The sequence below is a fragment of the Winogradskyella sp. genome, assembly GCF_028289625.1.
GTDB lineage: Bacteria > Bacteroidota > Bacteroidia > Flavobacteriales > Flavobacteriaceae > Winogradskyella.
In genome coordinates, this window is the sequence record NZ_JANQOM010000078.1 from 1 (window position 1) to 8,927 (window position 8,927).

Below are 8,927 nucleotides of genomic sequence, written 5' to 3' on the forward strand. Positions count from 1 at the left end.
CATTTCGAGTTTATAAACATTGCTATAAATATAATCAAAATCCATGCCTTTTAAATTAGGTATTTCCTCAATCTATGATTTTCGATTAAATCTCAATGAATAATCAGCCAATTCTAAAATAAAACGTTTTCGTTATGCATTTGATTATTTAGAATCAGTATAAATAAAATAAGACCAGTTTATATTAACTAAAATTTCGACCTTTAATTCTTAAATTTGCACGGATTTTTAGATAACTAATCATTAAGTATATGTCAGGAGACATCAGAATTAAAAAAGGTTTAGATATAAAGTTGGTTGGTGAAGCTGAGAAAAATATCGAAAACGCCATTGTAAGCAACTTTTATTCTATTAGACCTGAAGATTTCCACAGTATTATCCCAAAACTTGTAGCTAAAGAAGGTGCGCGTGTTAAAGCAGGTGAGGCACTGTTTTACAATAAGGATTATGAAGCTATGAAGTTTGTATCTCCCGTATCTGGAGAGGTTACAGAAATTCAGCGTGGACCAAGACGCCGTATTGATGCCATAAAAATTACTGCGGATAAAGAACAAACCTATGTAGATCACGGTAAATTTGATTTGTCAGCAGATGCTGATAAGATAAAAGCACACCTGTTAGCTTCTGGTTGTTGGGCATTTATTAAGCAACGTCCTTATGATATTGTAGCAAATGCAAATAATACACCAAAAGCAATTTTTATTTCTGGTTATGCCAGTGCGCCTCTAGCCGCAGATTTAGATTATACCTTATCTGGGAAAGAAGCAGAATTGCAGGCTGCAGTAACCGCATTGTCAAAGCTAACAGAAGGTGGTGTACACATCTCTGTTGGAAGTGCTAATTCACCACTAGCTAATTTAAATGATGTGACCACTCATAAAGTTTCTGGTCCTCATCCATCAGGTAATGTTGGAACCCTAATTAATAAAATTGATCCCGTTAATAAAGGAGAAGTTGTTTGGACGGTTAATGCACAAGATTTAGTGATTATCGGTGAGTTATTATTAACCGGAAAATTTAATGCCGAGCGTATAGTGGCTTTAGCAGGTTCTTCAGTAAAGAAACCAAGATATTTTAGAACGAAGATTGGTTCAGAAATAGCAACTATGGTTTACGATAACGGTGTTGAAAAAGATGGTAATGACCGAATTATTTCTGGAAATGTTTTATCTGGAAAGCATATAGCACCAGATGGTAGTTTAGACTACTACAGCAATGTGATTACAGTGATTCCTGAAGGTGACGATTACGAGTTCTTTGGTTGGAACAAGCCAATATTCAATAAAATTTCAACATCCAGAGCATTAACGTTTTCTTGGTTGAATCCAAAGAAAAAGTATGAACTGAATACCAATACTAATGGTGAACATCGCGCCTTTGTGGTAACAGGAAATTACGAACAGGTTTTTCCTCTGGATATCTATCCGATGCAAATTTTAAAAGCGTGTATGTACAAAGATTTAGATGAAATGGAGGCTTTAGGAATGTATGAAGTAGCACCTGAAGATTTTGCACTGACGGAATTTATTTGTGTGTCTAAACAACCACACCAAAAAATTATAAGAGAAGGCTTAGACTTAATGCTTAAAGAGATAGGATAATGGGTTTAAAACAGAATTTACACAATTTTAAGGTAAAGAATAGGGATAAAAAGTGGCTTCCAGGTTTTAATGCTCTTTTCACCTTTTTATATACGCCAAACGAGACCACTCATGGAGGGACTCATATTAAGGCAGCTGATGATTTAAAGCGTACCATGAATACCGTAATCATAGCCTTAGTACCATGTTTAATATTTGGGATGTTTAATGCTGGTTATCAGCATTATTTGGCTCAAGGTTTAATAGATTCAGCAGACGGGTTTTTAGGTGCATCTTTCTGGACTTGGGATAACTTGGTTATTGGACTCTGGAAAGTATTACCATTGGTAATTGTATCTTATGGTGTAGGACTAGCAGTAGAATTCGTATTTGCAATCATCAAAGGTCACGAAGTTGAAGAAGGTTACTTGGTAACGGGAATGTTGGTGCCTTTAATAGTTCCTGTTGATATTCCACTTTGGATGCTTGCCGTAGCAGTAATATTTGGTGTTGTAATTGGAAAGGAAGTATTCGGTGGTACAGGTATGAATATCTTAAACCCTGCACTGACGATTCGTGCTTTCTTATTCTTTGCATATCCAACTTGGATGTCAGGCGATAAGGTTTGGGTACATGGTGCCGTTGAGCGTGATGCAGCTATTGCAGCTGGTGAAAATTTGGATGCTATTTCCGGTGAAACACTATTGGGATATTATGCTAAGTCCGGACAGGAATTAACCATTGCAGGTACAGATACAGTAACCACTTATGGTGAACGCGCTGCAGATTTATATTCGTTTTGGGATATGTTTTGGGGAATTATTCCTGGATCTGTTGGAGAAACATCTAAGTTCTTAATAATAATAGGTGGATTATTCTTAATCTTTACTAAAATAGGAAGCTGGAGAATTATGCTCAGTACTGTTATTGGCGCGTTGGTTATGGGATTGATATTTAATGGAGTTGTCGATGCTGGATGGATTGGCGAATCGAGTAAGTTCTATGGGCTAATGAGCGTACCATTCTGGCAACATTTAATTATAGGTAGTATACTTTTTGGTGCTGTATACATGGCAACAGACCCTGTAACTGCATCTCAAACTAATAAAGGGAAATGGATTTATGGATTTTTAATTGGGTTCATATCCATTATGATCCGTGTGTTTAATCCAGCGTATCCAGAAGGTGTATTCTTAGCCATTCTACTAATGAATGTATTTGCACCAACTATAGACCATTATGTGGTTCAAGGGAATGTGAAAAAGAGAATGAAACGTTTAAAAGCTAAAGTTGCATAGTGATGGAAAATAGAACAGACAAGAATTCATATACTGTAATTTTTGCCATAGGCATGGTGATGGTCGTAGGTACTTTATTAGCATACCTAGCATCGTCATTGAAACCCAAGATCACAGAAAATCAAAGGCTAGAAAAGCAACAGAATATTCTTTATGCCATGGGTATCAATGATAATGATGAAACTAGCGCTGTATTTATCTCTACAGACAAGGCGCCAGAAGCATTTGATAAAAATGTTGCAGATCAAATAGTCATTACAGTAGATGCGAATGGTAAAGTTGTAAAAACCCAAAATCGGGATGAGTATTTTGAGGAAACAAAACAAGAGCCTTATCTAATAGATGTAAAGAAACAGCAAGCTAATGCAAAAGATGGAGGAGAAAGAAAGTTGCCGCTTTTTGTTGGTGAAAATTCAGAAGGAAAGACGGTTTACGTTGCTCCAATAAGAGGAAAGGGACTTTGGGATGCCATTTGGGGTTATGTGGCGTTGGATGAAGATATGGTAGTTAGAGGTGCCTATTTTGATCATAAGGGTGAAACACCAGGATTAGGTGCTAACATTAAGCAACGTTACTTTATGGATGATTTTATAGGCGAGCATTTAATTTCAAAATCTGGTGAATTCAAAGGAATCACAGTGGCAAAAGGCAATGCTGATCCAAAAAATAGTGACAAAACCGACAATGAGGTCGATGCTATCGCTGGCGCAACAATTACAGGTGACGGTGTAACAGCGATGATCAAAAAAGATTTGAAATTATATTTACCTTACTTTAATTCACTAAAAGGAAAATAAGCTATGGCAAAAGATAGTAGATTAATATTAGACCCACTAACAGATAACAATCCAATTACTATTCAAGTACTCGGTATTTGTTCGGCATTAGCAATTACAGCCGAATTGGAAGCGTCAATTGTAATGTCAATATCTGTTTTGTTTGTAATGGGAGTTGGAAATGTAGTGATTTCCTTGATGCGAAATATTATCCCTTCAAAAATTAGGATTATTGCTCAGCTTATAGTCGTAGCAACTCTTGTAATTATTGTGGATTTGGTACTGAAAGCCTTTGCCTACGAATTGAGTAAGACCCTTTCGGTATTTGTAGGGCTGATCATTACTAACTGTATCATTATGGGACGCTTCGAAGCATTTGCCTTAGGTAATGGGCCTTGGAGGTCGTTTTTAGACGGAATCGGTAACGCCTTAGGATATGGTATCATTCTCGTTATCGTTGGATTTTTTAGAGAATTATTAGGTTCTGGCACATTATTAGGAATCCCAGTGTTGGGAGACCCAATTGAAAAAACAGGACTTTATGCCACAGGTTACGAAAACAATGGTTTTATGTTGTTGTCGCCAATGGCATTGATAGTCGTGGGAATCATTATTTGGGTACAAAGAACAAGAAATAAAGCATTAATAGAAGATTAAAAATAGTAATGAGATGCTAGGTTTGGGAATTAAAATTTCTCAATGCTAACTGCTCAAGGCTCAATACTAAAATTATATGGAACACGTAGAATTATTTTTTAAATCGATATTTATAGATAATATGGTATTCGCGACATTCCTGGGAATGTGTTCGTACTTAGCCGTATCTAAAAAAGTATCAACAGCAGTTGGTCTTGGTGCTGCCGTGATTTTTGTACTTGCGATAACCGTACCATTAAACTGGTTATTGGATCAGTATATTTTGCAACCAGGAGCATTATCATGGTTAGGCGAAGAATATGCAAGTTATGATTTAAGTTTTCTATCATTTATTATGTTCATTGCGACTATAGCAACAATGGTACAATTAGTAGAAATAGTCGTTGAAAAATTCTCTCCAGCCTTATATAATTCATTAGGAATCTTTTTACCATTAATTGCTGTAAACTGTGCCATCTTAGGAGGTTCATTATTTATGCAGTCTCGTGAAATAGCAACATTAGGATTAGCCTTAAATTATGGTATAGCATCTGGTATCGGATGGTTCTTGGCAATTTTGGCAATTGCTGCAATCCGCGAAAAAATAAGATATAGCAGTGTACCACCTGCATTAAGAGGTTTAGGGATTACGTTCATTATAACAGGGCTTATGGCAATTGGTTTTATGAGTTTTGGAGGTATGTTAACTGGTGGAGATGAAAGTGCAAAGCCAGAAGAAAAGGCTGCAACTATTGAAGTTATTGAAGAAGACATTAACGAAGAAGAAACTACAACTAAGTCTGACCTAGAGATAGCGCAGAACACAAACAAGTAATTGATGAGCATGATGATATTAGCCGCAAATACAATCGGAACTATAGTAGCAACTGTGGGTGCCTTTTTATTGGTAACCTTATTGTTAGTCGCATTGTTATTATTTGTAAAACAAAAATTATCACCATCTGGTCCTGTGAAAATCAAGATTAATGGTGAAAAAGAAATTGAAGTCGCTTCAGGTGGAACATTATTATCCACACTTGGAAGCAATAAAGTATTTTTACCCTCTGCTTGTGGTGGTGGTGGGACTTGTATTCAGTGTGAGTGTCACGTACTCTCCGGTGGTGGTGAAGCATTGCCTACAGAAACACCTCATTTTTCTAGAAAGGAATTGCAGCATGGTGCCCGTTTAGCATGTCAGGTAAAAGTGAAGCAGGATATGGAAATCACCATTCCTGAAGAAGTATTTGGGATTAAAAAGTGGGAAGCTACCGTAGTGCGTAATTACAATGTGGCCTCTTTTATTAAGGAATTTGTTGTTGAAATTCCTGAGGAAATGAACTATAAAGCAGGTGGGTATATCCAGATTGAAATTCCACCATGTGAAATCAAATATTCTGATATTGATATCACGGCACATCCAGAAGAGCATGAAACACCAGATAAGTTTAAGACCGAATGGGACAAGTTTGGGCTTTGGCCTTTGGTGATGAAAAATACAGAAATTGTAGAACGTGCTTACTCTATGGCATCTTATCCTGCTGAAGGACGTGAAATTATGTTAAATGTTCGTATTGCAACTCCACCATGGGACCGTGCTAAGAATCAATGGATGAATGTTAATCCTGGAGTAGCCTCATCTTATATTTTTGCACAGAAGCCAGGAGATAAAGTAACCATCTCTGGACCTTATGGTGAGTTCTTCATTAACGAGTCTGAAAGTGAAATGCTCTACGTTGGCGGTGGTGCAGGTATGGCACCAATGCGTTCGCACTTATACCACTTATTTAAGACCTTAAAAACAGGTCGTAAAGTGACCTATTGGTATGGTGGTCGTTCTAAGAGAGAATTATTCTATATTGAGCACTTCAGGGATTTAGAAAAAGACTTCCCTAACTTCAAATTCTATATGGCTTTGTCCGAACCTTTAGAAGAAGACAATTGGAAAGTGAAGAAAGATTTAAATGACGAAGAAGGTGATGGATTTATTGGATTTATTCACAACTGTGTGATTGATAACTATCTGAATGATCACGATGCACCAGAAGATATTGAATTATATTTCTGCGGCCCACCATTAATGAACCAAGCCGTACAGAAAATGGGTGAGGATTTTGGTATCCCAGATGAGCATATTAGATTTGATGATTTTGGAGGATAAATTATTCAAAAGACAGATATAAAGAAAAGCCAGTTCGTTTTGAACTGGCTTTTTTAATTTATGCTGTTGATTTTTTAATGTTGTAATTCCAGAGGCTCTGTTTGATAATTGAATACATAGGAACAATCCATCACGTTATCTATATGGTCTAATCGACATAAGGTCGCAATAACTTCGCTTAAACCATTGAACAAAATAGCTTTATCTTTAAAAAAGTCAGGTTTATGGCAATAGTTTTTGCCCAAACGATAACCGCAGCCTTTTAAAAAGGAGGCTTCAATTTGAAGAAGCTCAATAGGCGAATAACCATTAAAACGTCTGCCTAAGTTTTGATGTACAAGACCAACATAGTTCAATTTTACTGAGCCATGCATATCCGTCATATGTTTCCAGATATCTTTATGGTCTAAGATATTACCGACCGCACATTGTGTGCAATCTTCAGGATTTAAAGTATTATTGTGAAATGCCGTATACAACTTTCTTACAGCAGCATCAAAACGACTTGAAATATCCATCTGTATCTAATTTTCTTTTTCAAATATGAAGATAAGAAAAAAGTATCACTTATACTCAACAATCAAAAATATAGCTGTTGTTTCACCAATATTTAAGGCTTCGTGCCTAATAACTTTATCATTACTAAAACTAAACCCGGTTGGAATTTCAACATCCCTTGACCCAGAACTATCCGTAATTCTAAATTTACCTCCAGCAAGTGCATAACCAAAGTGAGGTTTGTGATAATGCTTTTCGTGCCCAACGTTGGGTGGAAATGTACATTTTAGAACACGTACATCCTTATTCTCTTCCACAAGTTCACAAACAGTTTCACCTTTCCAACCAGCTTCTAATGGATCTGGAAGTGTTTCGACTTTTTCACATCCCATACATAAAAAAAGAAATATAAAAATTGAAACCAAAATCGCCTTAGGATTTAAAATATAATTAAGCATTTTAGAAAGGTTTTAGAATATAAAAGGTAAAATAAACTGAAACAATAAAATAAGCAAACCTACCGAGATAAGATTTAAGATGATGCCAACCCTTGCCATTTGGTGAACTTTTACTAACCCACTGGCGAAAACAATAGCATTAGGAGGTGTGGCCATGGGTAGCATAAAAGCGCAACTACTTGCCATAGTTACAGGAATGAGCAAATATAATATAGGAATTTCTAAGCCTATTGCAATACCAGCAACCACAGGCGCCAAAACTGCTGTAAGAGCGACATTGCTCATCAGCTCCGTCATGAATAACATGAGTATAATTAATAAAGTGGCCGTTAGAAGAATACTAATATCGCTATTAGAAATAGCAGTAGCTACGATGTCTACTATGCCAGTAGCAGACATCCCTTTTGCTAAGGCTAAACCTCCACCAAATAGGATTAAAATGCCCCAAGCTAGTTTCTTAGTATCGTTCCAATGCAATATAAAATCACCTTGTCTTAAATTATGCGGAATTGCAAACAAAGCTATGGCACCAAGAATGCTAATTATAGTATCCGTAAGCCCCAAATTAGGTAATAAGCTGTTGATTAAAGATCTAAAAACCCATAAGGAAACTATTACTGCAAAAGTGTAGAGCACTTGTTTTTCTTTGGGTGAGATTTTACCTAGTTGCCTTAACTCATTGGTTATTGCAGATTTTGAAGCCCCAAACACCAAACCTTTGTTAGGAAATAGTTTTATTAAGATAAAGTAAATAATGGCAATTAATGTAGCTGAAAAAGGCAATCCCATGAGCATCCAATTCAAAAATGAGATTTCAATGCTATATTCATTTTCAAGCAGTCCGATGAGTACTGAATTTGGAGGGGTGCCAATTATAGTGGCGATGCCTCCAGCATTTGCAGAGAAGGCAATACCCAACATAACACTCAATGCAAAATTTTGATCTTTCTTAGTAAAGCCATCCTCGTCATTTATCAGTAAGTTGATGACTGATAGTGCAATTGGTAACATGACTACAGTGCTTGCCGTATTACTAATCCACATACTCATAAAAGCTGTGGCAATCATAAAACCGAGAATAACTTTATTAGGTGTTGTGCCAGTTAATTTTATAATAGTGAGTGCGATACGTTTGTGAAGATTCACTTTTTCTAAAGCCAGTGCCAAGACAAACCCACCAAAGAATAAAAAAACTATAGGGCTGCCATAATTAGCCCCAACGTCGACCATTGGCATCACTTTAAATAATGGAAACAATAGCAATGGTAATAATGATGTAACTGATATTGAAACCGCCTCAGTAATCCACCAAATAATCATCCAAATTGTGGTGGCTATAACAGTATCAGCATTTTCTGAAATAAGTTTTATCGAAGAAATTTGAAATAGTATAAATAATAAAGGACCTAAGAAAAGTCCGATACGCTTAACAAGTGGATAGTGTTTCACACGTTTGAATTTCAGTAATTATTATGTTTTAAGTTAATTACAAAATTGAGAACGTGTGCAACCGCTACGTTCTC

9 protein-coding genes are annotated in these 8,927 nt (G+C 36.3%); 6 read left to right on the top strand and 3 right to left on the bottom strand.

The window, feature by feature from the left end:
* Positions 1-251 precede the first annotated feature (251 nt).
* The 6 genes from Q0992_RS14900 to nqrF all read left to right on the top strand — a co-directional run bounded on the left by Q0992_RS14900 (position 252) and on the right by nqrF (position 6,448).
* A complete protein-coding gene (locus Q0992_RS14900; protein ID WP_299526202.1) occupies positions 252-1,601 on the top strand; it encodes a Na(+)-translocating NADH-quinone reductase subunit A in 1,350 nt (449 codons plus the stop codon).
* Positions 1,601-2,878 (top strand): NADH:ubiquinone reductase (Na(+)-transporting) subunit B, encoded by a 1,278-nt coding sequence (locus Q0992_RS14905; protein WP_299526205.1) that lies wholly within the window; start codon positions 1,601-1,603, stop codon positions 2,876-2,878. The genes Q0992_RS14900 and Q0992_RS14905 overlap by 1 nt, the downstream gene beginning before the upstream one ends.
* Before the next feature lie 2 nt (positions 2,879-2,880).
* Entirely contained in the window at positions 2,881-3,675 is a 795-nt protein-coding gene (locus Q0992_RS14910) for a Na(+)-translocating NADH-quinone reductase subunit C (RefSeq protein WP_299526208.1), read from the top strand.
* A gap of 3 nt (positions 3,676-3,678) precedes the next feature.
* Positions 3,679-4,311, top strand: coding sequence for an NADH:ubiquinone reductase (Na(+)-transporting) subunit D (locus Q0992_RS14915; RefSeq protein WP_299526211.1), 633 nt, complete (start codon positions 3,679-3,681; stop codon positions 4,309-4,311).
* A gap of 76 nt (positions 4,312-4,387) precedes the next feature.
* On the top strand, positions 4,388-5,125 hold the full coding sequence (gene nqrE / locus Q0992_RS14920) for an NADH:ubiquinone reductase (Na(+)-transporting) subunit E (protein ID WP_299526214.1): 738 nt from the start codon (positions 4,388-4,390) through the stop codon (positions 5,123-5,125).
* A 12-nt stretch (positions 5,126-5,137) separates the two neighbouring features.
* Positions 5,138-6,448, top strand: coding sequence for an NADH:ubiquinone reductase (Na(+)-transporting) subunit F (nqrF, locus tag Q0992_RS14925; RefSeq protein ID WP_299526225.1), 1,311 nt, complete (start codon positions 5,138-5,140; stop codon positions 6,446-6,448).
* 74 nt (positions 6,449-6,522) lie between these two features.
* Here nqrF and Q0992_RS14930 read toward each other — a convergent pair whose 3' ends face one another.
* The 3 genes from Q0992_RS14930 to Q0992_RS14940 are packed head-to-tail and all read right to left on the bottom strand — an operon-like array spanning position 6,523 to position 8,853.
* A complete protein-coding gene (locus Q0992_RS14930) occupies positions 6,523-6,966 on the bottom strand; it encodes a Na(+)-translocating NADH-quinone reductase subunit F (RefSeq protein ID WP_299526217.1) in 444 nt (147 codons plus the stop codon).
* A gap of 45 nt (positions 6,967-7,011) precedes the next feature.
* Positions 7,012-7,404, bottom strand: a complete 393-nt coding sequence (locus Q0992_RS14935) for a cupin domain-containing protein (RefSeq protein WP_299526220.1) — start codon at positions 7,402-7,404, stop codon at positions 7,012-7,014.
* Positions 7,405-7,416: 12 nt separating this feature from the next.
* Positions 7,417-8,853, bottom strand: coding sequence for a DASS family sodium-coupled anion symporter (locus Q0992_RS14940; protein WP_299526222.1), 1,437 nt, complete (start codon positions 8,851-8,853; stop codon positions 7,417-7,419).
* Positions 8,854-8,927: the final 74 nt, after the last annotated feature.

Bases quoted from the DNA above. Each gene is read 5' to 3' on its own strand.
- Q0992_RS14900 (WP_299526202.1), top strand. From the start codon at position 252: ATGTCAGGAGACATCAGAATTAAAAAAGGTTTAGATATAAAGTTGGTT.
- Q0992_RS14905 (WP_299526205.1), top strand. From the start codon at position 1,601: ATGGGTTTAAAACAGAATTTACACAATTTTAAGGTAAAGAATAGGGAT.
- Q0992_RS14910 (WP_299526208.1), top strand. From the start codon at position 2,881: ATGGAAAATAGAACAGACAAGAATTCATATACTGTAATTTTTGCCATA.
- Q0992_RS14915 (WP_299526211.1), top strand. From the start codon at position 3,679: ATGGCAAAAGATAGTAGATTAATATTAGACCCACTAACAGATAACAAT.
- nqrE (WP_299526214.1), top strand. From the start codon at position 4,388: ATGGAACACGTAGAATTATTTTTTAAATCGATATTTATAGATAATATG.
- nqrF (WP_299526225.1), top strand. From the start codon at position 5,138: ATGATATTAGCCGCAAATACAATCGGAACTATAGTAGCAACTGTGGGT.
- Q0992_RS14930 (WP_299526217.1), bottom strand. From the start codon at position 6,966: ATGGATATTTCAAGTCGTTTTGATGCTGCTGTAAGAAAGTTGTATACG.
- Q0992_RS14935 (WP_299526220.1), bottom strand. From the start codon at position 7,404: ATGCTTAATTATATTTTAAATCCTAAGGCGATTTTGGTTTCAATTTTT.